This is a genomic window from Acinetobacter septicus (assembly GCF_019355975.1).
GTDB lineage: Bacteria > Pseudomonadota > Gammaproteobacteria > Pseudomonadales > Moraxellaceae > Acinetobacter > Acinetobacter ursingii.
Window position 1 is genome coordinate 1,295,158 of the sequence record NZ_CP079898.1, and the last position, 26,900, is coordinate 1,322,057.

27 protein-coding genes are annotated in these 26,900 nt (G+C 36.8%); 13 read left to right on the plus strand and 14 right to left on the minus strand.

Going from position 1 to position 26,900, the window contains the following annotated elements:
* Window positions 1-200: 200 nt before the first annotated feature.
* The 8 genes from I6L31_RS06185 to I6L31_RS06220 all read left to right on the plus strand — a co-directional run bounded on the left by I6L31_RS06185 (window position 201) and on the right by I6L31_RS06220 (window position 8,322).
* Window positions 201-683: a hypothetical protein gene (locus tag I6L31_RS06185; RefSeq protein ID WP_005005258.1), complete on the plus strand. Its 483-nt coding sequence runs from the start codon at window positions 201-203 to the stop codon at window positions 681-683.
* A 129-nt stretch (window positions 684-812) separates the two neighbouring features.
* Window positions 813-1,004 carry a helix-turn-helix domain-containing protein gene (locus I6L31_RS06190; protein WP_035272210.1) on the plus strand — a complete coding sequence of 64 codons (192 nt, stop codon included), beginning with the start codon at window positions 813-815 and terminating at the stop codon, window positions 1,002-1,004.
* 125 nt (window positions 1,005-1,129) lie between these two features.
* Complete coding sequence (locus tag I6L31_RS06195) at window positions 1,130-1,846, plus strand: Tn7 transposase TnsA N-terminal domain-containing protein (RefSeq protein WP_228128610.1); 717 nt, start codon at window positions 1,130-1,132, stop codon at window positions 1,844-1,846.
* 2 nt (window positions 1,847-1,848) lie between these two features.
* Window positions 1,849-3,738 (plus strand): DDE-type integrase/transposase/recombinase, encoded by a 1,890-nt coding sequence (locus I6L31_RS06200; protein WP_005005260.1) that lies wholly within the window; start codon window positions 1,849-1,851, stop codon window positions 3,736-3,738.
* Window positions 3,731-4,666, plus strand: coding sequence for a TniB family NTP-binding protein (locus I6L31_RS06205; RefSeq protein WP_005005261.1), 936 nt, complete (start codon window positions 3,731-3,733; stop codon window positions 4,664-4,666). The genes I6L31_RS06200 and I6L31_RS06205 overlap by 8 nt, the downstream gene beginning before the upstream one ends.
* A gap of 15 nt (window positions 4,667-4,681) precedes the next feature.
* Window positions 4,682-6,676 carry a TniQ family protein gene (locus I6L31_RS06210; protein WP_228128611.1) on the plus strand — a complete coding sequence of 665 codons (1,995 nt, stop codon included), beginning with the start codon at window positions 4,682-4,684 and terminating at the stop codon, window positions 6,674-6,676.
* Between the two features lie 75 nt (window positions 6,677-6,751).
* Window positions 6,752-7,642 carry a DUF6685 family protein gene (locus I6L31_RS06215; protein ID WP_035272212.1) on the plus strand — a complete coding sequence of 297 codons (891 nt, stop codon included), beginning with the start codon at window positions 6,752-6,754 and terminating at the stop codon, window positions 7,640-7,642.
* 20 nt (window positions 7,643-7,662) lie between these two features.
* A complete protein-coding gene (locus tag I6L31_RS06220) occupies window positions 7,663-8,322 on the plus strand; it encodes a plasmid fertility inhibition factor family protein (protein ID WP_005005266.1) in 660 nt (219 codons plus the stop codon).
* Window positions 8,323-8,914: 592 nt separating this feature from the next.
* Here the strand turns inward: I6L31_RS06220 and I6L31_RS06225 are convergent.
* Window positions 8,915-9,472: a hypothetical protein gene (locus I6L31_RS06225; protein ID WP_005005267.1), complete on the minus strand. Its 558-nt coding sequence runs from the start codon at window positions 9,470-9,472 to the stop codon at window positions 8,915-8,917.
* A gap of 96 nt (window positions 9,473-9,568) precedes the next feature.
* On the opposite strand from I6L31_RS06225, the gene I6L31_RS06230 reads away from it, so the two are divergent.
* From I6L31_RS06230 to add, 3 genes are all read left to right on the plus strand, one after another.
* Window positions 9,569-10,644, plus strand: a protein-coding gene (locus I6L31_RS06230) for an IS3 family transposase (protein ID WP_119687015.1) whose coding sequence is annotated in 2 segments (ribosomal slippage) — window positions 9,569-9,821 and window positions 9,821-10,644 — 1,077 coding nt in all. Because the reading frame shifts where the segments join, the coding sequence is not laid out codon by codon here.
* A 937-nt stretch (window positions 10,645-11,581) separates the two neighbouring features.
* On the plus strand, window positions 11,582-12,865 hold the full coding sequence (locus I6L31_RS06235) for a carbohydrate porin (protein ID WP_005005273.1): 1,284 nt from the start codon (window positions 11,582-11,584) through the stop codon (window positions 12,863-12,865).
* Between the two features lie 175 nt (window positions 12,866-13,040).
* Complete coding sequence (gene add, locus I6L31_RS06240) at window positions 13,041-14,057, plus strand: adenosine deaminase (protein ID WP_005005287.1); 1,017 nt, start codon at window positions 13,041-13,043, stop codon at window positions 14,055-14,057.
* A 51-nt stretch (window positions 14,058-14,108) separates the two neighbouring features.
* On the opposite strand, the gene I6L31_RS06245 is transcribed toward add, so the two are convergent.
* The 8 genes from I6L31_RS06245 to I6L31_RS06280 form a co-directional block, all read right to left on the minus strand.
* Window positions 14,109-14,747 (minus strand): nuclease-related domain-containing protein, encoded by a 639-nt coding sequence (locus I6L31_RS06245; RefSeq protein ID WP_005005289.1) that lies wholly within the window; start codon window positions 14,745-14,747, stop codon window positions 14,109-14,111.
* A gap of 40 nt (window positions 14,748-14,787) precedes the next feature.
* The gene (locus I6L31_RS06250; protein ID WP_005005290.1) at window positions 14,788-15,276 is read right to left on the minus strand and encodes a methylated-DNA--[protein]-cysteine S-methyltransferase; all 489 of its coding nucleotides are present in this window, start codon (window positions 15,274-15,276) and stop codon (window positions 14,788-14,790) included.
* A gap of 11 nt (window positions 15,277-15,287) precedes the next feature.
* On the minus strand, window positions 15,288-15,608 hold the full coding sequence (locus I6L31_RS06255; protein ID WP_005005292.1) for a DMT family transporter: 321 nt from the start codon (window positions 15,606-15,608) through the stop codon (window positions 15,288-15,290).
* 124 nt (window positions 15,609-15,732) lie between these two features.
* Window positions 15,733-16,284 carry a hypothetical protein gene (locus I6L31_RS06260; protein WP_005005294.1) on the minus strand — a complete coding sequence of 184 codons (552 nt, stop codon included), beginning with the start codon at window positions 16,282-16,284 and terminating at the stop codon, window positions 15,733-15,735.
* A gap of 8 nt (window positions 16,285-16,292) precedes the next feature.
* Window positions 16,293-17,246: a cation diffusion facilitator family transporter gene (locus tag I6L31_RS06265; RefSeq protein ID WP_005005296.1), complete on the minus strand. Its 954-nt coding sequence runs from the start codon at window positions 17,244-17,246 to the stop codon at window positions 16,293-16,295.
* Between the two features lie 82 nt (window positions 17,247-17,328).
* Window positions 17,329-18,207, minus strand: a complete 879-nt coding sequence (locus tag I6L31_RS06270; protein ID WP_005005301.1) for a copper resistance protein B — start codon at window positions 18,205-18,207, stop codon at window positions 17,329-17,331.
* Window positions 18,194-20,038: a copper resistance system multicopper oxidase gene (locus I6L31_RS06275; RefSeq protein ID WP_005005302.1), complete on the minus strand. Its 1,845-nt coding sequence runs from the start codon at window positions 20,036-20,038 to the stop codon at window positions 18,194-18,196. The genes I6L31_RS06270 and I6L31_RS06275 overlap by 14 nt, the downstream gene beginning before the upstream one ends.
* Window positions 20,039-20,084: 46 nt before the next feature.
* Window positions 20,085-20,486 carry a hypothetical protein gene (locus I6L31_RS06280; RefSeq protein WP_228128612.1) on the minus strand — a complete coding sequence of 134 codons (402 nt, stop codon included), beginning with the start codon at window positions 20,484-20,486 and terminating at the stop codon, window positions 20,085-20,087.
* Window positions 20,487-20,892: 406 nt separating this feature from the next.
* On the opposite strand from I6L31_RS06280, the gene I6L31_RS06285 reads away from it, so the two are divergent.
* On the plus strand, window positions 20,893-21,033 hold the full coding sequence (locus I6L31_RS06285) for a hypothetical protein (protein WP_155237299.1): 141 nt from the start codon (window positions 20,893-20,895) through the stop codon (window positions 21,031-21,033).
* Between the two features lie 135 nt (window positions 21,034-21,168).
* Here I6L31_RS06285 and rpe read toward each other — a convergent pair whose 3' ends face one another.
* A complete protein-coding gene (gene rpe, locus I6L31_RS06290; protein WP_004987442.1) occupies window positions 21,169-21,855 on the minus strand; it encodes a ribulose-phosphate 3-epimerase in 687 nt (228 codons plus the stop codon).
* 192 nt (window positions 21,856-22,047) lie between these two features.
* Between rpe and I6L31_RS06295 the strand changes: the two genes are divergently transcribed.
* Complete coding sequence (locus I6L31_RS06295; RefSeq protein ID WP_005005311.1) at window positions 22,048-22,323, plus strand: DUF2218 domain-containing protein; 276 nt, start codon at window positions 22,048-22,050, stop codon at window positions 22,321-22,323.
* 44 nt (window positions 22,324-22,367) lie between these two features.
* Here the strand turns inward: I6L31_RS06295 and I6L31_RS06300 are convergent, their stop codons facing one another.
* From I6L31_RS06300 to I6L31_RS06315, 4 genes are all read right to left on the minus strand, one after another.
* Window positions 22,368-23,396 (minus strand): M48 family metallopeptidase, encoded by a 1,029-nt coding sequence (locus I6L31_RS06300; protein ID WP_171064980.1) that lies wholly within the window; start codon window positions 23,394-23,396, stop codon window positions 22,368-22,370.
* A gap of 18 nt (window positions 23,397-23,414) precedes the next feature.
* A complete protein-coding gene (locus I6L31_RS06305; protein ID WP_005005316.1) occupies window positions 23,415-24,506 on the minus strand; it encodes a YjgN family protein in 1,092 nt (363 codons plus the stop codon).
* Window positions 24,507-24,647: 141 nt separating this feature from the next.
* A complete protein-coding gene (gene fghA, locus I6L31_RS06310) occupies window positions 24,648-25,484 on the minus strand; it encodes an S-formylglutathione hydrolase (RefSeq protein WP_005005323.1) in 837 nt (278 codons plus the stop codon).
* Window positions 25,453-26,889 carry a C13 family peptidase gene (locus I6L31_RS06315; protein WP_005005325.1) on the minus strand — a complete coding sequence of 479 codons (1,437 nt, stop codon included), beginning with the start codon at window positions 26,887-26,889 and terminating at the stop codon, window positions 25,453-25,455. The genes fghA and I6L31_RS06315 overlap by 32 nt, the downstream gene beginning before the upstream one ends.
* Window positions 26,890-26,900: the final 11 nt, after the last annotated feature.

Consider the following 26,900-nt stretch of genomic DNA (forward strand, 5'->3'; position numbering starts at 1 on the left):
TAGAACTATTCATTTTTGAGGACTAAGTATCCACGGCTTATAATCCTCATTGCTTACAGCGTTGCAAATGCACTCACAAAACCTTGAATTATTGATAATTTCTTATCCGTCAAATACTAATCACTGCAATTTTCTTTAATACGATTAAACACAAATACATAAAAAGGACTATAATCCTCATTTTTACTGTACAATTTCAGATGGACGAAATTAAGCATGCGCTAAAATCAGAATTTCTTTTGCTAATTGAGAACGAAATTCTTCTTACATGGTACAAACCCAAAGATCTTTGGATCAGATTTGGGAGTCAATCTCAAGCAATTAAATGGCAAACCTACTCTCTTATACGAGAATTAGAGAGATTTGGATATGTAAGAAAAAAATATGATGAATCTGGTAATTTTTATTATTCAGAAACGGATAAATTGACTGAATTTAGGGTTATACATTGTAAGGAAAAAGCTATAAGAGTCTTAACTGAAAAACTGAAATTAATTGAACTTGAGAAAACAGAAAAAGTTATGGAAATACAGCTAACTATAGAACTTAGCAAGCAATTTCCTGACATCAACTTTTGTCTTAAAAATCATATAAAAAGCAACCAAGATATTTTAACAAATTTAGATTATAAAAAGAATATTATATCCAACATTATTAACGATATAGAATCATATATTTATTAATAAAAATAAAATATTTAACTAATGTTTATTATATTGATAATAAAAAAATAAATCCAAAATAATAAACACTTGCAAAAGATAAAAAAACAACTATTTTGAGATTATGTTTAAATTATTATTCTTATTATTATGAAGACAAATCAGCAAATCAAAGATGATTTTGAGCGAGCAGGAATTAGTATTTCTGATTGGAGCTTAAAACATAACTTCTCAAGAGATCTAGTTTACAGAATCCTTAACACAAATCGATTGCCTAAGAGAGGTGAAAGTAAAAGAATTGCGATCGCTTTGGGCTTAATTGGAGAGGAGAAAAAAACATGACTTAAAAAATAAAGCGGATTCATGGAATCCGCTCTACCCGTTTGCAATCAAAAGATTACTAACTATGTGGTGTTTTTAGTATCTCTTGATTGCAATGTCCCGTCAAGTCTTGAGCAGCATGATTAATGCTGCACAAAGGCTTGTCTCATCCTAAAAATGTGAGAGCAATCATGCAAGTAAGTTATACAGAGCACAAAACAGCACAACTTAATCAAAATTTACTAAGAAAATTTGAGGAAGCTTTTCAAAAACAAACACATGTATCATCAAAACATATTGGTGAGCGTAGAATAAAATCACGTATTGGTAGCCGTGTTTCACTTTTTCCAAGTGCTAAAAATGAAGGACTCATCTGCCTTGAAAGCAATTTAGAACTAGCGCACGCAATAAGCCTTGAGCGTAATGAAGATATACTTCAATATCGAACACAAGCAGTTCAAATCTTCATTAGTGATCAACATTTTATTATTCCTGACTTTATTGTCAAAACATCAAACGGATTTGAAGTCCATGAAATAAAGCCAAATTTAGAATCTCTTTCAGAAAATAAAATTTCAAGATTCAAATTAGTAGAAAAAATTCTAAAAAATTACAATATCAAATTTAGAGCTTTTGATCGAAGTACTCTTCTATCGAAAGAGGACTATATTTTTCTTAATATCAGTTATCAACGAGCAAATCATAAAGAAATAATTAAAATCGAACTAAAAAGAGCTGAGTCAATCATAAAAAATAAAATATTTAACAGTAGAGATGAATTATATACTTTGATGAAATCAAATAATTTAGAAAAAAGTATTGCTGATTATTTTATCTTTTATAAAAAAGCATTGGGGTTTTGATCATGAAAAATAATTTCAAGCTAAACATCGGTGATCGCTTTACGTATTTAAATGAGAACTATGAAATATGTTATATAGAAAATGAGGTTATTCGATATTCAAACTTCGCTAGTGGAAGTATGCATTTCATAACAGAATATAATTTAATCAATAAGATTTTGAGTGGAGATATAAAATTTACGACTTTAAGCATCCAAAAATTACATAAAAACCAAGCATTAACTATAGAAGAAATTTCTAAATATCTCACTTATATCTTTAGCAATAAAATTCCCTGCACAAACAAAAAACTTAAAAGTGCAATTTTAAAATTAAGGAAGGACAACCCAGATCTAAGAGAGATATCAGCAAGTACTTTAGCCAGATATATTAAAAAATTTCGAGATGACGAAAATTCATTCAATTCTTTTTATCAAGAAACAGGAGGGAATAAAAGTCTTAGATTTTCAGTCGAAGCTGAAAATATTATTAATGAAGTGATTATTGAATTTATAAAAGAACAAGAAGATTTCACTCCTGCTGATGCTCATTTGATTATTAAAAATCGAATCAAAGCACTAAATACTAATGCAAAAATTCCGTCAGAGCGGACAGTCTATCGACGCTTCAAAAGACTTGATCCATATTCTGTGATCAAAAATAAAAAAGGTCGTAAGGAAGCAAACCGAATTTTTAAGGCATCTGGTCAAAGCTTAAACTCTTGCGGTCTACTCGCAATAGTCCAAATTGATACACATGAAATTGATTGTATTATTGTTGATAAAAGTGGAAATATTCTCGGTAGACCTCAGCTTTGTATCGCAATAGATGTTTACACACGAGCAATGGTAGGTTGGCACTTATGCATGTTACCTGCTAGTGCCACAAAAACATTATTAGCATTAAAAAGTATGTTAATAAGACCACATCATGGTTTGATGGGCGGTTTACCTTCAATAATAATCCCTGACAATGGTGCCGAGTTTAATAATAATGCTTTAGCTAATTTTTGTAATAATTTTAATATTACAAAATCAGAATCTCAACCATATTGTCCGGATAATAAAGCACATATTGAAAGCTTTTTTAAATCATTAAATGAAAATGTTATCCATAAACTTAAAGGTACCACATATTCATCACCGCAACATCGAGGAGACTATAACTCCACTGGAAATGCTTGTTATACGTTAGAAGTTTTAAGAGATTTAATAAATGAATGGATTGAGAATATTTATCATAAAAGAATTCATTCAAGCACTCAACGAAGACCTGAATCGATGTGGAAAGAAGCATCAAGAATATTTCCAGTACTAACACTTTCTGAGTTAGAAATTGAACAAAAATGTCGAACTGTTTTTCGATATAAAATTAATAAAGGGCAAATTAACTTAAAAGGTCTAAGATATAAGTCTCAAGCCCTCGCTACATTAAATTATCGCTTCAAAGAAAAAGTCACCATTTATGTCGATCAGTTAAATTTAAGTAGTATTTATATCCAAGATCCTTTTAATCAAAACAACTTTATTCAGGCTGACTCAATATACCCTCATGCGACCGCGGATTTAACTTTAGCGGAATGGCTAGAAGCTAAGGAAATATTGCGAGAAAAGTACAATACTGATCCGCAAGAAATTAAGAATGAAGAGATGTTATATCTTGCACGCTTAAATTTTTTACTAAAAATACAAAATCTTAATAAGAAAAATAAGCGCTTTAGGCAAGTTAAAAATGATCTAGAAACAATGATTTTCGAGCAAGAAAAACGTTTAGATATCACCAAACTTACTGTTGAAATGCCTCAGAATCTATCATCCTCAAATCATCAGGAAGAGATTCCACAGCTTACTTATGACAATTTAGAAACTGATCTAACCGATTTTTTCTATGAAGAGATTAACTTAGATGAATAATAATTCACACATTCAAACACTTTCAAATTTAAGAAATTTTATTTGCCATCATTCTGATTTTTCAAATGCACTAAGTGCGATTGAAGAATGTATGCAAATGAGCCAAATGAATAATCAACCTAATGGTTGTTTACTACTTGGAGATGGAGGTGTTGGAAAATCAACGATATGTAAACTAATTAAAAGTAAGCATAAATCTTATAAATCTATTGAAGATAACATGGAGAAACTGATTGTTACTGCTTTCTACTTTCCCGTTCCCTCTCCTATCACCATTAAAAGCTTAGCGATCCGCATGCTTGAAGAGTTAGGTTGTACAGATCATCGAGGTACAAGTGAACAATTGAATTATCGTTTACGCATTCTATTAAAAGAATGTAAAACACAGCTCATTATGCTTGACGAATTTCATCATATATACAGTTCCAGTGCTCAAAAAAATAAAACGTCTGAAAATGTTGCAAACTGGATCAAGACGTTGGCTGATGAAACTAAAATATGTATATGTTTGATCGGTCTACCTAATATTCAAGAAAATTTATTTATTGATAGTCAATTAGCTCGCAGATTTTCTCGTGTTCTAAAGCTTAACCCATTGAAATTGGACAATCATCAAGAAGGAACTCTTAGGCCATTTCTCAAGCAAACATCTATATATATGTCTAAAAATTTTAATATTTCATTTGATCCAGACATTACGTCAAACGATCTATTAAAGCGTATTTTTTTGGCAACTACGGGTTATCAGGCATATGTCATGCAGCTTATATATCAGAGTTGCTTATGTGCCTTGAAAAACAATCGTTCCATTGTTGCTTTAAGTGATTTTCATGAAGCTTACGCTTTGAAAAGCATCTTATATAAACCAATGACACAAAAAGAAATTTTTAAAATTAACTCTACACAAATTACTGAAGTTCTAATTTAAATTATGAAAAAATTAATGCTTTCTCATACCCCAATTCCATTTCAAGATGAGTTCATTGCAAGTTTCTTACTAAGAGCTTCTTTTTCAAATGGCTACCAATCTCCAAAACAAATGTTAAATAGTGCAGGTATTTCAGTTTATATACATTCATATGATTCAATATTTACTGACGAGGTTAAAGTTAAAAAAATCATAAAAAATATTAACTTTTCAGATGATTTATTGAAGCTTGTTATTAATAAAACCCCACCAACTTATCAACATTTTTTCTGGAATAACAATAAAATAGTTCGACCTGAACTCTTATCATTTAGCTTAAACAAATTCTGTTCAATTTGCTTAGAGCTTGATGGTTATTGGAAGAAAAACTGGCTCTTAAATCCTTTAACGGTTTGTCCTGATCATAAAATTGATTTAACGATTAACTGTCCAGAGTGCCATAAATTTTTACCAACAAATCGTAGATCATTATTTGAATGTCCGATCTGCAAGTTCGATTTAAGAAAGTGTTCTAAAAATCCATCTAAAATAGATAATATTAAAACCAATCAATGGTTACTAGAAAATTTAGCATTAGATGATGCCAACTTCATAGAAATTTTTTTTGATATTTGGACAGCTTTGCATGAATACTTTTTAAATTTAGAAAAAGAGATCGATTATTCTTATATTTTAATATTATGTCATAATTACTTCTTTTCCCAAGAAATATTTAAGGAAAAAATTATAAAAGAAATAGAAAGAAATCTGGCTTATGCTCATCCAAGAATTCAATTACTTCCTTTTCTTAGAAAGAAATCTAGATTTGGTAATTTTCTTGAGAAAATACTCTCCCCATTTAGAGAACATAACGCTTTATCACCCAATCTTATTGTTAGAAAAATAAGCAAGATAGATACAACACACATATTGGATGTAAGTTTTATTGCCTTTCATAAGAGATTAAAATCAGGAATTCTATATCATGAGGAACTCATGAAAAATGACAAAGCCCATTTCACAACTAGAATTATTGAAGATTGGTTGGTCAAAGATAAAAATAGCATTAATAAGCCTTATATATACAACAAGCCATCTCTTTATTCAGATGACTCAAATGATTATTTTGGCTCTATAGAAATTAGCAAGATACTTTGTATTAATATATGTCTCACCCATAAATTTTTAAAAATACCGAGTATTCCTACTACTAAAAAATTTATCAATGACCATAAAAAGTATTGTTTAGATAAAAAATTTGTTATAGATTTTAATGAAAAGTATATTTTTTTATCACCTTTAGCAAAAAAACTGAATGTTTCAGTAGTTACCTTAAAAGACAAACTAGCTAGCTTGAATATTAAACCCATTATTGAAAATAAGCTTTATCCGGCTTATTTTTCTAGAGATGATGTAAAACATATAAATAAATCCATTATTGAGAACATAACGACATACGAACATAGTTTTGGTCGAAAGAAACAAGGAACTTGTTCAAAAAGTAAGAATAATGATTTATTAAGTCTAAATGAAGCAGCACTACTCTTAAACATCTCATCTCAACAAGTAGCTCAACTAATCCAACATAATTGGTTGATTATTGATGACCCAGAAATACGTCCTTACATCATTCTAAGACGCAGTATTGATAAGTTCTTACAGAGGAAAAATGATCCCTCATTCATCGAAATCGATGAGGCACTAAAAATCCTCAACTGTACATTTAATGAACTCCAGAAGAATTGGGTTATGACAGGTTTCTTAACTATTCGACGTGTGGGGTATTGGCGTTCTATTCCGAAAAAGCAACTGAACTATGTGCTTGAAATTCAGAAAGAATTCTTTACTGCATCAGAGGCTAATGTTCATCTAGGAATGCATCGAACTCATATTACAAATTTAGTAACTCGGGGCTTAATCAAACCACATCTATTTGGAAATCATAATTATTCTATTAGGTTATTCAAAAAAACGGATGTAGAAAAATTACGACAAGCAGGTTATGGTAAGGGACATACCAAAGACTTCTAAGTAATGCTAGTAAAACTAGTTGACTTGCATTTCAATGAAGCTAAGAAATTAACTTTATTCTCTAAGATCGTAATAATGAATGTCATCGATCAACTGTTTTTTTTCTTATCTTTACGGGGCTTTATCAAGTCTCGTAAAGATTCACGTCATCCTTCACCTATTTGGACACATAAAAATAATATTAGTTATGATGATGCATTACGCTTAGATATCTTAAGTGATTTATCTACTAATAGAGATCCTAGAAGCCGCTATCAATATGACCGCCTGAAAAGTGAAGATTTTATTACGCTGCAGCAGTCGTTAAAAAATTTATTTTTATTAAAAACTATAAATGGATTTCTTGAAATTCAGGATATTACTGGTATTTGTGCTAGTCGAAGTGACATCACAAATCGTAGATCAATGGAGGATTTTGTCGAACAAGACTGTCGTGAATATTTTGAAATAGATGTAGAACATTTTCAAAAAAATTTAAATCACTCTGACATTAGTATAATTCATGACCATGATACTCTTGATCATTTTTTCTTGTGTGGCTGGAACCCCACTCTTTATTTAGTGAATGGTAAAGGAGGTTCTCATCATTTCGCATCAATGCGCCATATCGCTGCTAAATTAAATATACAATTTTACCTAACAGGCTCTCTTAAGCTGATTTATCTTAATGCCTCAGCAGTGTCAAACTTTAATAATAAATACAAAGCTTACTTATTAAGTTACAACGATCAATCAAAAATACAGCAAATAATTGATTTATATAATCTTCCTTACGTTTTTTTCTATAATCCAAAGTTTTTACCACAAAATTCTTGCCTACTAATATTCAAAAAAGTACATTGGAAATTGTTTAGTTTTCAAGAAAAAGACCTAAACACTGTATTGACTAGTTTTAATGATGAACTAGAAATACACTTAGCTAATCAACAAAAAAATATTGTATTTCAAAAATTTATTAAAAATTAGACTAATTCAGGAGATTAGTAATGTTCACAAAAATATTTGTACCAATCAGCAATCACTATGGATACTTAAAGAAACTTGAATGTTTTAAGCTGGAAACTCAATTTGCGCAAAACTATACCTCCCCTCTTCCCCCAGAAATGGAGTCAATTAATCACAAAAGAGCAGTCTGGAACATTAATCTTGGCAATAATAAAATATGTCGTATGCGTAATGATTTCGGATGTATTGATGATAAATTTTATATAGTTCATGTAGATGCATTGAAATTTTACTACTACTGGTTAGTTTCATCTATTTATCTAGATGATCAACATCGCTCAAATCATTGTATTCTAAGAAAGGATATGCCAAATGATTATAAATTCAAACATGCTATTGATGGTTTTTCAATAAGTGAACACAATCCTGTTCCTCTTGCATTTGTTTCAGCACGATTCGAACGCGGTAATCCTTATATTGGTTTTACAGATGGGGTGACACGTACAATGTGGCTGTTAGTGAATGGTGCAAAATCCTTCCCTATTGAAGTTCGTGATAAAGAGTCTGCAAAACATCTATATGAATTTGCAGGGATTGGAGAACCTCCGATAACGTATGAAGAATTAAGAAATAAGTTCAATGTAAAAGTACCTTATTACGAAAGTCGTGAATTTTTAGAAAGCCTCTATGATGAAATTTGAATAGCTTTTTAAGTTAATTTTTAAAAAAATCTTAACTTATATGGCAAGGATTTTAGAAAAGTCTTAACTTATGTGACAAAATTATGCTGAGATTATGTGTCAATAAAAATAATAAGCTTTTGTTTTTATTAAATAATTAAATATCAAACTATTTGTCTTTTACCGCTCGTCACGCGACACATATGTTGTCATAGAGACCATAGTAAAAAGGCTGCAATTCGCAGCCTTTTTTTCAACTTAATGACTAAAAGGACTAAACTCAACTGAGTCAATACTTAGTGGTGCAATACCACGCTTAAGGCACTCTGTTGTCCATCTTTTCGTTTTTTGTATGTCTAACAAATTGGCTAAATTATCGACTGATTATTCATCTCTAAGCTCAAAAGAAGTAATGAAAATTAATTTATGTATAAAATTTTTTGAGCCATAAATTATGAAAAAGCCCACCGAAAGATGGTTTTGTGTGTCAATAATTTTGGTGGCTATTCAAATAGCTATCTAATTATAAAAAATAAAAATTAAGAATCTGACTTCATAAAATATGATGTACTTGAAACGAAATAGCCATGTTAGTTATTTCTAATCTATTTTATTATTTAAGGTCACATAAAAATAATTGCCATGCATCACTCAATTGAGCTTCATCTAGAGCTTTCTTGAGTTCATCAGACATAAAAATTGAGTGATTTAATTCTGGATCTTGCCATAAATCGACATCACATGCTAAAACTTCTTTCTCTACTGCTATCGCATAATCGGCATAATCGGCATGGTATAAGCTAAAAAGTTGGTAACCTTCATGCTTGGTATATGAACGTTTGTCCAACTCTTGTGTACAGTATTCTGGGCATAAATAGCTTTTTAGCTCAGCAATATTGAAAAAATAGTAAGTCTGAGCATTTACAGGTTCATTTAATTGAATATCAAAAAATGACAATGGATAAAGTACACTTTCCCCTAAACGAAATTGTTTTAGTACATTTGCACATGCTTCAGTGACAATCACAAAGCCATCTTGGGTACGAAAAAAACTTGGTAATTTAACTGTTTTGCTAAAACCATGTGCATATAAAATAGTCGGCACATTGGCTAGGTCTAGCTTTTCAGCTTTATGGTATCTTTTAATTATTTCTATACTCTTTTGAGTCATTTCATTTTTTTTCTCTTTTTCCTCTGGTAATCCCCCCTAAAAATAAAAGGATGTAAAAGTAGAATTTTCTCTTAAGATAGAAGCAGGAGATTCTGCATGAAAACATCTAAATTTACTGACAGCCAAATCATGTCCATCTTGAAGCAAGCTGAATCAGGTACACCTGTTGCCACTCTTTGCCGTGAACATGGCATGAGTAATGCGACTTTTTATAAATGGCGTGCCAAATATGGTGGTATGGATGCTTCATTAATTGCTCGACTGAAAGAACTAGAGGCAGAAAATGCCAAGCTTAAAAAGATGTATGCTGAAGAGCGGCTCAAAGCTGAAATCATTCAGGAAGCTATGTCAAAAAAGTGGTAAAGCCATCTTGTCGTCGGCAGATGGCACAACAAGCCGTTGCTTATCATGCTATCAGCATTCGCTTGGCCTGCAAGGCATTTAGTATCAGTGAAACTTGTTATCGCTATCAGGCAAAGCTAAAAGATGAAAATGAAATTATTGCTCATCATTTGATAGAGCTGACTGAGCAACACACCGATTGGGGCTTTGGATTATGCTTTGATCATCTGCGCCATATTGAGCAAGAATGTTGGAACCATAAGCGTGTATATCGTATTTACTGTGAGTTGGCGCTGAACTTACGCATTAGACCAAGACGCAGATTGAAACGACATGCACCTGAGCCACTGAAAGAACCGATCCGACCTGATCAAGTATGGTCTTTAGATTTTATGCATGACCAGCTAAGTGATGGACGAAGTTATCGCTTGCTGAATGTGATTGACGATTATCGTCGTGAGGGTTTGGCAATTGAGGCTGGGTTATCATTGCCAGCACTGCGCGTCATCCGTACATTGAACCAGTTGCTTGAATGGCGCAATAAACCTCTAGCGATTCGCTGCGATAATGGACCTGAATTTATCAGCCATGAATTTGTTAACTGGGCAAAGTTGCATGACATACGTATCGACTATATTCAGCCTGGCAAGCCACAACAAAATGCATATATCGAGCGCTACAATCGTACGATGCGTTATAGTTGGGTGAGCAAACATTTGTTCGATACATTGGAACAAGTGCAAGACTATGCAACAAATTGGTTGTGGTTCTATAACAATGAACGACCACACAAAGCCAATGGAGGTAAACCACCTCTAATGGCTGCTTAACCTCTACTTTTAACTTCGGTTATTTATGGGAGGATTACCCTCTGCCGATGCTTCCATTTTATTTAGTTTATTAAACTCAGGATAGTTAAATAAACCAGGGAAAGATAATTCAAATACTCGATAGTTTTCATCAAACATAATAGTGGTAGTCCATACTTTGTCAGACATAATTCTCTCTCTTTTAGGTTTTGGTAAGGTTAGAGCTGGAATAGTAGCATTGAGCCTATTTTTTATAAGTTAAACACTCTAGTTCTACGACAAAATTTGTCGTGTGAAAAATAAGCTATCAGCTCCGTTCGTTTTATATATTAATTACAAACAGACGTATTTTTAACAAAAAACTAAAATTATTTTACATAAGTTTCACAATTACTGCTTTTCATGAATTTATGTGCTCTTATCAAAATGACACCAAATGTGTCACTTCTTTGTGATAGTGACATGGGCTGTGTCGTTATATTTTCTCATCATGTGTCGCAAAGATTGCTAAGTTTTTGAGTTTAACAATTCAAAAATGACAGAGGATGTGTCGCGTGACGCCGTCACCGTCACGCGACACATCCTCTATCATTAATAAGAAATATAATACACCCAGTAAGTAATCTAGGTTCCTTACTGGGGACTTTAAAAATATATTATGGACTACCACCATTCTTCTAGACAAATATCGTCTTTTTTCGGATTTTCTCAAAAAATTTCTAAATGAAATACTTATAACAACTTTACACGACCTTACTACAACCCTTAAACAGTAGTGGCCCACTTATCACAACTTTAAATCAAATCATTCATAAAAACTAAACCGTTCAGTCAAATATTAAATATGAAAATTCAAGTGAATTTTTGTTGATTAAATTTTAAAACATGGTTAGATTTTTCAAACTCATTGTTGATAAACAATGAATGGACAAATTTTAAGTATGCGTGGTTGAGTCAAATGAAAATTCAGGGACTGAAACAAATAAGCTTTGCTAGCTTTGTGACAGCAATAACATGTTTTAATTTAAGTCATGCGGATGATGCTTTCAGTCCTCAAAGCAAGTATTTGTTTGGTGACTGGAATGGAAAACGGACAGAGCTCGCTAGTCAGGGCGTAAATTTTGATGCCAATCTTTATGTCGATACCGACTATCTGGCAGATGGTGGCTATAAACCACGAGATGGTGCAACCTTCGCAAGTCAGCTCTGGTTAGGCAGTAGTCTGGATCTGGAAAAAATGTTGGGCTGGAATGGCGTTTCAGTTCGTGCCATTGTCACTGCTCGTCAGGGACAAAGTACCAGTGTTGATAATATTTCTTATCCGGGTGCGCCACAAATGGCCAATACACAAGCCACTTGGGGTCGCGGCAATGTCGACTCTCGCTTGACTCAACTCTCGATTGAAAAGATTTTTACAGATACGGGTTGGAGTGTTCGCGTTGGTCGTATCGGTATGGGTTCATACTTTAATACGATGGGATGTGACTTCCAAAGCACCTCGTTTTGTACCGCACAAAACGGAAAATGGATGGGTAATGTTTGGTATAACGAACCAGTGGCGCAATGGGCAGGCATTGTTAAATATCGATTTACCCCTGAACTCTCTGCCCAAGTGGGTGTATTTGAGTTTAACCCGACCAATATCAAAGAAAATCAAGGTTGGAATTTAAAATCCGACCACATGGATGGTGTCACTGTCCCTGTTGAACTGCATTATCAACCTAAACAAGGGATTAACCATTTACCGGGTAGCTATCGTCTAGGTGTTTTTTATAACAATGCCGATAAAACCCAAAACAAAGATGTCCTTACAAGTGAGCAGAAAGACCGTGCTTATGCAGGTTGGTTTACCGCAGATCAACAATTCACTTCTGTGGATGGTGGCAAACGGGGTTTATACGGATTTACCAATATTTCCTTCCATGACACCGCTGTGAATAAAATTGACAATACTCAACAAATCGGGATTCGTTATCTGGGCTTATTAGATGATCATCCCACTGATATGTTAGGCTTAGGTGTCAATCGCATTCACGTCAATGATCGTTATCGGGATGGCATCTACAACAAAAAAGCCTTAATTAATGAAGATGCTGAATACAATATTGAATTGAACTATTCGCACTATGTCACACCGTGGTTGATGTTACGCCCTGTAGTGCAATATGTCATTCAACCGGGTGCGACCGATAAAGTGGATAATGCACTGGTACTCGGTTTGACCACTAAAGTGATTTTCTAAATTTATTTTGTATTTAAAATGCCGTGACTCCAAGCTCACGGCATTTTTATTTTGAACATGCATGAATGGTCATTTTTCAACTTATCAGCAAAAAATAACATCGCCTTACTTTTTTATTGAATCCATCTCTGCCAAGATAAAAACACTATAAAACAATGCTAGAGAGGTAATGCCGATGATTTCAACAAACCTCCCCCTCACCGATATTCATCGACATCTGGATGGCAATATTCGTGCACAAACCATTTTAGATTTGGGACAGCAATATCATATTGCCCTGCCCGCTCAAACGCTCGAAGAGTTACGTCCACACGTACAAGTCATGGATAATCAACCCGATTTACTCAGTTTTTTGGCAAAACTGGACTGGGGTGTCAAGGTTTTGGCAAGTCTGGAAGCATGCCAACGGATCGCCTATGAAAATATTGAGGATGCCAAGCAACAAGGTCTGGACTATGTCGAATTACGTTTTTCTCCGGGTTATATGGGCATGACTCATCATCTGCCTTTAGCAGGTGTGGTTGAGGCGGTGATTGACGGCGTACAACAGGGTTGCCGTGATTTAGGGATTCAGGCAAATTTGATTGGTATTATGAGTCGCACTTTTGGACAAGCCGCTTGTCAGGCTGAACTCGATGCCTTACTCACCCATAAAACCCATATCACAGCTTTGGATTTGGCAGGTGATGAACTGGGATTTCCTGGAACACTTTTTCTGGATCAATTTAAACAGGCTCGGAATGCAGGCTGGCATATTACCGTTCATGCAGGCGAAGCCGTAGGGCCAGAAAGTATCTGGCAAGCCATACGGGAACTTGGAGCAGAGCGTATCGGGCATGGCGTCAAAGCTATTCATGATCCAAAGCTGATGGATTATCTAGCTGAACATCAGATCGGGATTGAATCGTGTATCACATCAAATGTACAAACCAGCACGGTCAGTTCAATTGAAAAGCATCCCATCAAGGACTTTTTACAACATGGAATTTTGGCGACGATCAATACCGATGACCCTGCGGTAGAAGGCATTGAAATTCAGCATGAATATCGAGTTGCAGCACCACAAGCGGGTTTAAGCGAAGATCAGATCCGAACTGCACAGGAAAATGGTCTCAAAGTGGCTTTTTTATCTGAACAGGAAAAGCAATTATTAAAAAATCAGGCTTTGGCTCGTCAACATGAAGTCGCATGATTTTTAAAACGTACAAACCTTATCTTATAAATGGCTATGAAATGTAGCCATTTATTGAGATATATTCGTTGTCACTGAATTTTTCTGTTGCAAGTTAGCAATATGTGTACGATTGGTTTTCCATGAAGGCTCCAATATTTCTTTTTCGATCCGATATTTAATGCGTTTTTGCTTCATAGTTGGAATCACCTCCTGATTAAATTTTTTCACATGTGTGATCCAATCTTTACCCCGACAAACATGTTCAGGCATGACGGTTTTAAACTCGCTACGTGATGTAAATACAATGACTGAATGTAGATATTCAGGAGCAACCACATCTTCAAGAATTTGCTCCAATACTTTTAAATGCTTGAAGTTCTGATGAATTGGGTTTTGAAAACGATAACTTTTTTTATAGATTTTTTGCGTCCATTGTTTTTGATTAATACTGCCAAAAATCCAGCCTGTATAATTTTTAGTTTCTATAATAAAAACGCCATATGGACTAATCAAAATATGATCAATTTGTGTTGTTCCATTTTGCTGATCGGGAATCGTGCAGTTATTCAGCATGATATATTCTTCGCCTAAATGACGTTTCGCATGATCAATCACCATACTCTCACCCATTTTTCCTTTAAATGCAGGCGAAGATAGATAAGCAAGAATCCCCATGATAACAATGAAAAAAACGATATATAAAAACATCTCATTATCCTTATTTTATAGAGGTGACAGTTTAGCCAATTTAAATACGATGCTTGAATTCCAAACGCAGTAAAATTTCTTTTTTATCTAAACCGCCTGCAAACCCTACCAATGCTCCTCCCGCTCCAATTACACGATGACAAGGTGCGACAATTGAAATCGGATTCTTACCATTGGCGGCCCCTACAGCGCGAACCGCTTTTTCATTACCAAGTTGCTGAGCAATTTGTTTATAACTGCGAGTTTCCCCATAAGGAATCGTCAGTAAGGCACTCCAGACTTGTTTCTGAAAATCTGTTCCTTCAAAATCAAGTGGAATATCAAATACCTTGCGCTGACCTGAGAAATACTCGATTAATTGCTGTTGGGTATTCAATAAAATCGGATGGGATACGTCTTCAATCAACTCAGCCAGACGCACTCTTTTTGGATTTTCATTGTCCCAAAGAATAGCCACCAAAGCCTGCTCATTCGCCACTAATTTGAGCTGTCCAACAGGCGAAGCCATATAACAATAAGATAACTGCATACCAAATAACCTTAAGTAGGTGATGACAGTTTCATGAGCACGAGACCTGAGACGATTAAAATCGCAGCCATCATGCGCATTGCTCCCATAGGTTCATGCAAAATCAAAATACCCACGATAAAAGAACCAATGGCACCAATTCCTGTCCAGACTGTATAAGCCGTACCAAGCGGCAAGCTCCGCATTGAAATTGATAATAATATGACACTCAACACCATAAATAAGATGGTAATGACACTTGGCAGCAAACGGGTAAAACCGTCTGACATTTTCATCGAATATGCCCAGATGACTTCAAAAAGTCCCGCCAAAATTAAGATTGCCCAAGCCATTTTTGCTCCATAATCAGGCGTCAGGTCGTCCTGACATTGTTTCCCTCATCTGGGGGAGGTCGTTCCTCCGAAACGATGATTATAGTCAATTTAATCGGGATGACCAATTTTGATTTTGAAACGTTTATTGTTCACGCCAAATGATTTTATCCACTCGCATCAATTCACACGCTCCCGCACCCGTATCCTCACGTGATAAGGAACTTCGCCAACGCCAGCCATCGCTTGACTGAATTTCGATTAAAGCGCCTTTGAGGAAAACTAAATCATCTTTTTTTAGCTGCTGCAATTGTTTGGCAATCTCTGGCGTTGCAGGAACCAGATGCATATTGGCACTGTGTGTCGAAATATCATTCAATGAAATTGGAGGAATTGAATCAATACGCCAATGGTACCAACGATTGCCTTGTGAAATATCAATCTGTTTATAAATACTGGGATTTGCCATTTCGCCCCATCCCACCGCAATATCCATCGGTGAAAATTGAGCTTCTCTCCCAGCGTGATAGTCCTCACGTGACAAAACCCTGAATGTTCCTTCATAAGCCTGTAATTGTTGAATATGAATGTTGTGATCTGAACTAAAGGTCTGAATATCGGGCGCTGGTTTTATCCATGTTGTCCAAGCACCCCACGCGACCGCGATGATCAATAAAAAGTACATCCATTTACGCATTTGTGTACTCAATATTTTGATGGTTTCAGTGCAAGTTTATTTAAAATCAGAATATTAAACACTCTTAAAAAAATTAAAAATATCACCAACATGGCCATCATCAAATCAATACTTATGTTCTGTGTGAGTTGAAGTAGCACACCAGCCATCACCAACGTGATTGCAATTGTTACATCTATATTGCGCACTAAATGACTCCAGTGCAAAGGTCGATGTTTAATATAGTCTTTAGCAATCAAATAACGCGATAAAATAGTCGCTGTCAGGATCACCAATCCTTGCAACAGCACAAATCCCGCCAATGCAACCTGTGCATTAAAATAATCATATACAATGCCGATCATTAAAGCAGTGGCTGCGACCAGTTCAAACCACGCCAATGCCTGAATTAATCTATTTCGAAGCAAAGGCTCAATCACGATGGCATTATTGGCAACCAAATAAATCACGGCATCCATCAGGATCAACAAACTCATCGCCAAGAGACTAAACGAGGTCGCCAGAATCGCCATACACAAAGTGACCAGACACAAAATAATATAAATTGAAGATAGCCACGACAGGATTTGCGTGGTTTTGATCACGGGTTTTAAGGTGGTGGTGACAGGCACAAAATTAGATAGGGTTTGTTGATAATCCGCCTGTTTCACTTGGTTCTTTAATAAACTGGTCAATACCTCTACTTCACCATCATGGAAAATGGCCATATGTTGAGTTTGATGATCCATCTCAATATATTTGACCTGATGGCATTGCACCAAAGCCTTGCGCAATTCGCGTTCATGCGCCATATCCAGTTGGGGAATATAGTAATAACTCACCCATTCCGACTGAATATTCTCTTGTTCTGAAAAATCATATTCATCATCTGCAAGTAAATTGCCGTCTGTGTGTAACTCCCGTTGCGATTGAAAAAAAGCATTTGAAAGTAAAAAGCGTTGGTACTGTTGTTTTAGGCTCATTGACGCACCAGATTAGATGCAAAAAGAATGTCATCAGGTTAATTGTGATGACATTCTATACAGCTTTATTTTGACGAATCAATTAAAACTTGAAAGTAATCCCTGCACCATACAGCCAGCCCGATTCTGAACTGGTTGCAACTTGACGACTGGTTTCACGATCCCCTTTTTCATAACGATAGGCGACATCCATAAACGGCATTACTTTTTTGCTGATCTCATAACGGGTTTGAACGCCTGTTTGCAAAGAGCTTAAGCCTGTCTTTTTTGCATTATCAGATTCATCCCGAATTAAAACATCCGCTTTAAGATAAGGCTGAGTAATGAGCTTTTGCGTCAGCAAAATGTCGCGCTCAGTTTCCAGACTTAAGCTGACATGTTGATCTTTACCGACATAAACATAGGCATCGGTTTCAAAGAAATATGGGGCTAAACCATGTAGACCAAATGCTGCATCCACCGCTTCCTGACGATGTGTATCAAAGGCTTCACTGCGATAACGCAAGCCGACTTGAGCATCCCAAAAATCAGCAATGTTTCGGCTATATAATGCCGAAATCGCATAATCAGCTTTCTCAGATTCTGACTTTTCACTGTGAGCTTTGATGAAAAGTTTATTTTGATCTGTGCCAATCCAAGTTTCCAGTTCAGTATTAAACTCGCCCTGCCCGTGTTTATCCAATCGCCATTGATTATCCAGTTTCGTTGCCTGATAAATCTGTCCACCATGTTCACGGCGATGATCATGATCTGAATGATCATCAACGCTCACATTTGAGCTGACTTCTCTGTTTGTCTGTGCCCTATTTTTTTCTGGCATTGGCATTTCAGCATGATCTTGACCCTCCGACATCGACATATTGGACATCATCATGTCATGCCCTTCATGAGCAAAAGCCCATGAGCTCATCATAAAGCCTGTTGAAAACATCAACACCGTCATCATTTTAGTGGTGCGCATGTTGGCCTCCTTGAACAGGTTGTTCAGTATTTTCAGATGAAATATGAGGCAGTGTATCTTGATCGACTTTTGCCACAATCAGTTTATTCATCATGCCCGCCGACATGTGGTACAACAAATGACAATGAATTGCCCATTCACCTAATTCATCTGCGGTTAAAAGTGCTGTCACTGTTTTACCGGGCGGCACAATGAGAGTGTGTTTATTTGGAAGATTTTGTATAGATTGACCATTTTCCAATTGTACAAACATGCCATGCAAGTGCATTGGATGTGCCATCATGCTGTCATTAATAAATTTCAGCCGAATTCGCTCTCCATATTTGACCTGTAAAGGTTCAGCCTCATTATATTTTTTGCCATTCATAGTCCAGATATAACGTTCCATATTTCCGCCCAAACCAATCACTAATTCTTTGGTCGGCTGACGCGTATCTGGTTGCGAGGTGAGTGATTGTAAATCCTGATATTGCAATACCTTTGCACCTTCTGGAGTCGAAGCATTGGCCCAACCTTGTACGGTTTGTTTTGACTCGGATAGGGTTGGCGGATAGGATGTCTCATGCTGCGTCATTTGCTGATGTGACATTTCTTGAGTCATCTGTTTATGTGACATCGCATCATGATTCATGTGTTCTGACATATCTGGTATCGATGATGCTTTGATTGATGAAGGTTTAGCTCTATGTGACATCTTCTGCGACATTGGCATAGCAGCGTGATTTGTATGTTCTGAACTATCAGACATGTTGCCATGTCCCATGTCTTGCATTGTGAGCAATGCACGTGGTCGTGCGTCTGGAATGGTGATCTGCTGTGGTGCAGGCATCGCCACATTTTGCAGACTTGCCAATGCAAACCCACTCCGATCAATCGATTCAGCCTGTATTTGATAATGCGCGGCTTTCGGCTCAACAATCACATCATAAGTTTCTGCTGTCCCAATTCGAAATTCATCCACTAAAACAGGCTTGACAGCTTGCCCATCAGCACTGACCACGGTCATTTTCAAGTTGGGAATACGCACATCAAAAAATGACATCGCAGATGCATTGATAAAACGTAATCGAACTTTTTCACCCGAAGTAAATTCGCCAGTCCAGTTCTGTTCTGGCGTTTTACCATTGACCAAGAAAGTATAGCCTGTGACATCTGACAGATCGGTTTTCAGCATCCGCATCTGATTCCACATTTTACGATCTTGCCACGTGGCTTTCAGCCCTTGTTGTTTGACCTGTTGCAATACATCGCCTAATGTTTCACGCTGATTTTGATAATATTCGGCTGACTTTTTCAGATTTTTCATCAATGTTTCACTCGATGAATCATGAAAATCTGACAGCATCACCACATAATCCCGTTTAGTTTGTTCCTGCGCTGTCAGTGGCTTGTTATCTTTAGGATAGACAATAAAAGCGCCATATAAGCCATCCTGCTCTTGTCCCTTACTATGCGCGTGATACCAATACGTTCCGTTTTGACGGATTTTAAAACGATATTCAAATGAACCGTCAGGTTTGATGCCTTGAAAGCCATTAAATCCAGGTACGCCATCCATAATGCCGGGCAACAATAAACCATGCCAATGAATCGAAGAATCCTGATTTTTCAGGCTATTATGAACATGAATAACCGCTTCATCACCCTCTTCAAATTCAAGTTTGGGAGCAGGAAACTGACCATTAACGGTAATTCGCTGAACAGGTGTTCCCGTGATATTGACGGTTTTTTCAGCAATATCCAAATGGTATTCTTTGACCGCCGCTAGACTAAACGGCGAAATAGCCAAACACAGTCCTGTAAAAAGGACATTTCTTAATAAAATAGACATGACTAACCTCAAAATTTAAAACTGAATATTTAGTTTGAATTTGAGATTAGGCTTTGGGTGGTCTGAGAATTTCTTGCCAAAAACCAGAAAAATGCTGACCTCTATAATCCGTATGAGAATCTGAGATGGCAGCAAAGACAGTTTGTTGCGGCAATGCTGGCATCACATGTTCAACATACGTATTTAGATTTTGACAATGTAACTGATGACAATCCTGACAGGACTGTGCGGCGTTAGAAGCATGTAAGGAAGTTGGTTGATTACAATGCAACATACTTGTATTGGCATGTTTAAAATCATGCGACGCATGCGCTGCTTTTGTAGCTTGCATGCCCATGTGATGACACGACGATTGATCAGAAACATGCGACATCGATTGAGCAGTCTGTTGCATCATAGAGGCATGCATATTTTTGACTGAAGCAACAGCCACACCACTCCAGCTCATGATAAAAACCATAAGCAACACAAACCACGTCTGTCTGCGCTGAGCTAGATGCAAACTGGAAATCCTCACAAATACATTGATCAGTCGATATATAAACACAGCATAACCAAGTTTATGACTTGATACAAATCTGAATCATTTTATCCCCATCCATCAAGGATAAAACTGTTTTTCAATTCTGGAACGTTGATGAGCATCAGTAGATAAAAATAGGCCGATTTTGACAATTTTTATCTACATTTTATGAGAATTTATTTTGATCACTTTCTATTTTTTAACCAATATCCGTGACATGGCTCACAGATTAAAAATAAAGCAAAATAAATGACTTAAATCGCATAAAAATAAATCAGATCGAATGAGTTTTATACAGATTTTATGGATTTTTTAAACGATTGATATCGTTTTGATTATTCTATCAGCAGCTTATCCACCGCCTTATCAACATAGTTATCCAGAGAGTTATAAACAAAGTTATCCACATGAGCAGCAAATAAAGCATCGCTTTATTTCTGGCGTAAAACGAATAGTTTTGCGCTATGAGTAAAGACAATAGTCAACGCTTTACTGAGAATGCAATACAGCGGGCTTTGTTGTATATCTAAGAAAAAAGAGAAATAAAATACTACGCACCATATGAATGCTTATGCGGTGCGTATAATGATGATATCGAAAAATAGGATTAAGCGTTTTGTGCACCGACTTTTGCCAATTCAGCACGCATTTCATCAATGACCGTTTTATAATCTGGTTTTCCAAAAATCGCTGATCCTGCCACAAACATGTCTGCACCCGCTTCCGCAATTTCACGAATATTAGCAGGCCCAACCCCACCATCGACTTCTAAACGAATATCGCGACCACTGGCATTAATCAGTTGACGTGCCTGACGGAGTTTTTCTAAAGTCATCGGAATAAATTTTTGACCGCCAAATCCAGGGTTAACACTCATCAATAAGATCTGATCGACTTTATCCAATACATAATCTAAATAGTGTAAAGGTGTTGCAGGATTAAAGACCAAGCCCGCTTTAGCCCCTCCAGCCTTAATTAACTGTAAGGAACGATCGATATGATCCGAAGCTTCAGGATGAAACGTAATAATATCCGCGCCTGCTTCAATAAAATCGCCAATCATACGATCGACTGGCGAAACCATCAGATGCACATCAATGGGCGCCTTGATCCCATAATTTTTTAAAGCTTTACACACTCCTGCACCAAAAGTTAAATTGGGTACATAATGGTTATCCATCACATCGAAATGCACCACATCCGCACCTGCCTCCAATACTTTTTCAACATCTTCACCTAAACGTGCAAAATCAGCAGAGAGAATAGAGGGTGCAATTAAATAAGGCTTGGACATGCGGGACCTGGCAAATAGCAAACAAAACCTGATTATAACAAAAACTGACTTTGCTGTGGATCAAACTCAAAACTCAGCACTGCGATCATTTGCAAAAAAATAACACTCTGTTTTATTTTCTCTATCGATTTCAGCGTTAAATTTGTTAGGGTAATTCCTATTTTCTCAACCATCTTTTATAGGTAAGCCTTTATGCAAAGCTCGACCTCGATTAGTACCCCAGAAGCACGACGAATTGCAAAACGTCTGCTCAATCATTGGAAACATAAATTTGAAGTCGCGGAGTCAGAGCAGGATTATAAAATTTTTATGCCGACTGCAACTGTGACTTTGACACCGCTTGAACACCATTTAGATGTGCTGATCAGCAGTGAAAATGCAGAAGATATTCGTTTGGAAGGTGTAGTCCTCGATCATTTAAACCGTATGGCACAACAAGAATTTCAGGCAGATTGGACACGGCAATAGGAGAAAAGCTGTTCTCCTATTGCTCAGGTCACTTAAATGAACACTTATGATTGAGACTGATGTTTCATTTCAAAGGCTTTAACAGCTTTAATTCGATCAGGCGTTGCTGGATGGGTTGAAAGAAATTTAAATGGTGAATTCTGATCCTGACTTTCATCTTCAGCACCCAGTCTTTGTAGAAAGTTGGCAAAATGAATAACCTGAATTTGATGACGATGCATGGTTTGCAAAGCGTATTGATCTGCTTCAGCTTCAAAATTTCTTGAATAATTTGCTCCTGCCAAAGCCAACGGCATGGTGGTGAACAGATCGGAACTGTCCCCAGTAATCGCAACATATAACACGCTTAGTCCCAAACTAGACAAAGCCTGTTGCAAACTATGGCGTTTGATTAAATGTCCTTGCTCATGCGCCAAAACACCTATAATTTCCTGATCATTCTTTGCCAGTTGCACTAGCTCATCGGTCAAGATAATGGTGTGATTGGGTAATGCCAAGGCATTCGCTCCAATTTGACCGCCTCCACGAAAAACCAGTTGAGCAGGTTGCCCTTCTGCGACGTAGGCCAAATATTCTTTTTGAATCTGTTGTTGACGTGACTTTGGCAACTGACTCGGCGTTGTCCAATCGACTACATATCGTTCAGCCTCATTGCCAAGCTGAGTTAAACTCTGCTCTGGTAACTGATACGCCACAATATGTGCAGCTTGTGGAATCCCCCATTTTACAATCCCAAATGCAAAGGCCACCATAAAAAGCACACTACACAAAATCAGCGTAGGTGAACGTTCAAGTTTCCAAATGGAATGATGCAGTTTTTTATTTCCCAGTTCAAACCAATCTGGTAACTCGTCACTAAACTCTATGCGCGCATCATCAGGCAGTTCAATCACGGGTTTCAGTTCACCCAAAGCACCAATCAGGATCATGTCCTGATACTGATATTGGCGAATGGATTCACCATCCTCCTCATAACGAACTTGTACGCTGTTATGGTCGAATGGAGAAATCTGAGCTTGGCGTGGTTTGGATACCACACCATCATAAAAAATAACAGAAGTAGATAAAGACATCATAAGCACTTATCGATGTTATAAAGAAATATCGATATCAAAAATATCGCTAATTTCTTCTGCAACGGCACTAATATCATGTTGTGCCAAATTTATCATTTCATCAGGGTCGTCATTTAAGGTTAAAGTAAGTGACTCAATCTGATATTTATAAATTCGCACCGCAGCCCACGCCGACATTAATCCCAAAGTCAGTGCTTTGGCAATCCAGTTAGTTGCAACAATCCAAGTATAACGCCACTGATTACAGTCAGTTGCAAACACACTTTGACCGATGGACACATTATTCCATGTCGTAATAAATATTCTGGCAACCACCAATGGTCCAATAAACAATAAACCAAAGATATATACAGCAATTGCCATATAAATTCCCGCCGAATTACCTGAACGTATTAATCCGAAAGCCAGCCCACCTGCAACTGCTAAAATCACCAAAAAGATTAATACTGGAAAATAAACGGCTTTCATATATTCAGCCCATTTGGCATGTAATTGAAAGTTGAGCTGTCCAGCATACAAGTGATTGATACAATAACGTTTATATAAATAAATCAAATATGGAGTAAAAATACCCAGTGTAAAAATATAAATTAAAATAGATTTTAAAAACAGCACATACGCATCTTTAGAACTTCCTGCAAAGTAAAATCGGCTATTGGCATATTTATTATTTCTAGCTGTAAAGCGCAAAGTAGCACGAATTAACCACGGTACCGCCAGATATAAAATCGCTATACCAATCAACGTAGCCGTCATTGAATATTGGGAAATGACTGAAATAGCCACATAAATTCCAATCGCAATCAAACGTCCAAATAAGATTTTTGTAGGGATACCCGTAAAATCAAACTTACGATGAAAAAATTCGGTATTGCCATAAAAATAGCGAAGACGGCGTACTTTTGCCCAAGGTGCATAAATACTTAAAGTAATAATGGTTAATACAATATTTACGATCCAAATACCAAAATATTCCATCGCCTGACCATGAAACTGAAAGCGATACTGTTTACCTGAATATTCTAATCCTGTTTTTTCAGGAGGTACTGGTGCAGAAGGATAATCTAATTCATCTTGATTTAAAGTAAATGATTCTGAGTTTTGCATTGTTTGCCTAATATTTTATTTTTGATCGTTTGAACAAATTTTACAGAGTAAAATGAATAAAGCCCCGATATGTTACTCATATTACAGGGCAATTTCTAGTCAGACGAGGCTATTAAATGAAAATAGTTCTTATTTGTAAATTTAACTTTTCAATTGAACCGCATGAAACTGCAAATGGTCATCCATGAAGCTCTGAATAAAATAATAGCCGTGATCATATCCAGCATGCTGTCTTAAACTCAGTTTTTGTCCCACCTTATGACAGGCTTGCTCGAATAAATCGGGATTTAACTGACTATAAAATTGATCATCTAAACCCTGATCAATCAAGATTTCAGCAAATAATGCCCCTTTTTGTTCAATTAAAGCGGTTGCATCATGTTGTTTCCAGACACCACGATCATCGCCCAAATAATTTGAAAAAGCTTTCTCACCCCACGGGCATTGACTTGGCGCACAAATCGGTGCAAAAGCAGAAACTGATTTAAACTTTTCAGGATATTTGAGTGCAAGTGTTAAGGCACCATGCCCGCCCATACTGTGGCCAAAAATTCCGATTTGATCTTGAATCACAGGAAATTCCGCTTGCACTAAAGGATAAAGTTCCTCAAGCAAGTAACGTTCCATTTGATAATGTTCTGCCCACGGCGCTTGAGTCGCATTAATATAAAACCCTGCACCCAACCCCAAATCCCAATGATCGCCTTGGGCCACATCTTCACCTCGTGGCGACGTATCGGGCGTGATTAAAATCAGATCAAGTTGAGCAGCCAATCGTTGTGCATGCGCCTTAATCGCAAAGGTTTCCTCAGTACAAGTCAGACCTGCAAGATAAAATAACACCGAACATTGTTCGCCTTTCAATGCCGCTGGTGGCAAAAATACCCCAAATTTACTTGTACCTTTTAATGCGTTGGATGGGCATTGATAAATACGTTGTTCACCATCAAAGCAGCGATTTTTTTGCAACATATGCATATTTTTTATCCTCGTGTTTGGCAGCAGTCGTAGTTTGAGGGAGATTTTGTTGAGGGAATAAATGTTGTTCAAGTTGTGGCAACATCAATTCCATATTTTTACCCATGACCCATTGTGGTTCTGAAGGTTCAAAGCCTTGTGCAGACTCCCACTTGGCAACAGTATCCTGAGCTTGCTTAAATGCATCTTTCATCGTATGTTGATCACGCATCGCCTGATCAAACAGGGCACGACCAAAATAAGTATAATCCGCTTCATTGGTACAGCCGAACGACTGACGATCTGCCGCAGAAGCTGTGATAATCAGCGTATCAGGTGACTGAAGTGCAGGAATAAAACTTCCAGAAAAGCACGACGAAATCACAATCACTCGCCAGCGAATCCCTGATTTATCAAGAGTTTCACGTAACCATTTTGGATCGACCTGATGCAAGTCCAACGGCGCATTTTCCATTTCAAATTCGTTGGGCGCACCATGCGAAGTCATGTATAAAAACAAAACGTCGCTTTCTTTATTCATTTGCTGGCCCATACGACGTAATGCTGCCCCAATACTTGTTTGAGAGGCTATAGGCACCTCTGTGCGGGTATCTGGGTTATTGATTAACATCATCGAACGGCCAAACGTGCCAAAACGTGTATCAAACTGCTCCTTGATCCGCATAATTTCCGACTTGAATACATCTTGATAGCTAGCACCCGCAACACCGAGAAAATACCAGTGGCTTTGCGCAAACTCACCATATTGGATCTGTTCAAGCGACTGATTGAGTAAGCGACTCTGGGCATAAAAAGCATCTTCAGTAAACGTCGGCGCAACATCTTCAACTTTCCAGATCGGCTGACTACGTACCGAACCTTGCCAAACCACCAGTGTGACTAGCGTGGCAATCATAATCAAAGCACGTTCCCACCACGGCCATTTTAGCTCACGTGCAAATACCCAAACCACAGCCAAACTTTGCCAGACAAATAACACCATAAAGAGTGTCGGTAAATAGTCATAAGTAATGTAAGGGAGGTAATCGAGCTGTCCCAGAAACTGAATAAAACTTTGCAGTAAGGCGATATTGGTATCCAGCACTAACCATAAAATGGCAGGCACCAACATCAAGCGGGCGTTATTGGTTCGCTGTGAAAGAAAAATCCCGACAATAAGAGCAAGAAACGGCCAAAGCGCATAACTCACTAAACCTTGAGAATTAAACTGACCATCCTGCCCAGCGACCAACCAGCTAAATAATGTATTAGCCGCGCCGCCAAGCACTCCCCAGACCAACAATTGAAAAATCGAGGGATGGACAATTTGTAAACAACGGCGTGACCCTAAAAATAACCACATCCCAGCAATTTGGTTGCTTTTGAAATCATGCCAAAAATTGATGGAGGGCTTCAGGTCAATCATAGAAAATTATT